The sequence below is a fragment of the Actinoplanes aureus genome, from assembly GCF_015704865.1.
Taxonomy (GTDB): domain Bacteria; phylum Actinomycetota; class Actinomycetes; order Mycobacteriales; family Micromonosporaceae; genus Actinoplanes; species Actinoplanes aureus.
In genome coordinates this window covers 1-1,127 of sequence record NZ_JADQTO010000095.1, presented here as the reverse complement: position 1 = coordinate 1,127, position 1,127 = coordinate 1, and the positions used below count along the sequence as shown (strand labels likewise).

Below are 1,127 nucleotides of genomic sequence, written 5' to 3'. Positions count from 1 at the left end.
ATCGCGGTGGCGTTGTTGGCGGCGATCGGCGTTTCGGTTACCCACGTGGCACCGGGCGGGAGAATCAGCCGGGGCAGCGGCGCGGTGCCGGCGGACGCGACGTACTTCCACGATGCCGTTACCGGAGTAGACGCCGGCGAGGTGAATGGGGCGCGATTCGATGCCCTCTTCGTCCAGTTCGTCGACCCGGAACACGGATTCGCGCTGACCGCGACGTGCCCCGGCGGTAAGCGGCTTTGCTCGTACGGACTGGCCGTCAGCATCGACGGTGGTCGCACCTACGAGAATCGGGCGCTCCCGTTGGCGAAGGTTCCACCGCTTGAGGGCTATAGCGCCGACCTGCACGCCGTCACCACACAGACCGTCGTGATCGAAGACCGCGGACAGTGGTGGGTGAGCATCGACGCCGGTCGTACGTGGCGGTCGGCACCGGACTCCGCGGCACGAAACGTCGCCGAGATCCCCGCCGCCGGGCGTCTGCACACGCGTTGTGCCGATACGAACTGCGACATCCGCGAACTAACGGTGATCGACCCGGACACCGGCATGCGCTTGAAGGTGCCCAACGTACCGCTGAAGCGGGTCCACGGATCGTCGGAGTCCACGATCACCCCGGACGGCACCCGCTGGATCTGCGGCACCGCCCAGGGTGACGTTCCCGCTCTGGCCACTACGCGCGACGGCGGCCGCACCTGGTCGGTGTCACGATTCCCCAAGCCGGACAAACTGCTGTACGGGCCCAGGCTGCTGGCGGGGCCCGGGAGCCTGCGGTACGCGGTGTTCTCCGTCCAGCGCGAGGACGCCAAGAACGGCTTCGGGCCCATGTACGCCAGCACGGACGCCGGCCGAACGTGGACCCGGATTCGAGACGGCCAAGGGCAGCCAGCCTCGATCCTGGACGCCATCGTCCGGCCGGATGGAACGCTGCTGATCGGCACGGAACTCGACGGCCCGATGATCAGCGCCGATGGGGGTCGCACCTTTACGAGACATGGGGTCGGGCCCGGTGTCTCCAGCTTCATCGAGCGCAGCGGGATAGTCACGGCCCTGAGGGCCGATGGGGCCTACTCGATGTCGCTGGACGGTGGGGCGACGTGGTCACCGATCTCGGTCCCGGCGCCGTAGCT

At 68.1% G+C, this 1,127-nt stretch carries 1 protein-coding gene; it reads left to right on the top strand.

Going from position 1 to position 1,127, the window contains the following annotated elements:
* Positions 1–1,125: WD40/YVTN/BNR-like repeat-containing protein (locus tag I4J89_RS49075; protein WP_230860874.1), on the top strand; the 1,125-nt coding region annotated here is incomplete at its 5' end.
* Positions 1,126–1,127 lie beyond the last annotated feature (2 nt).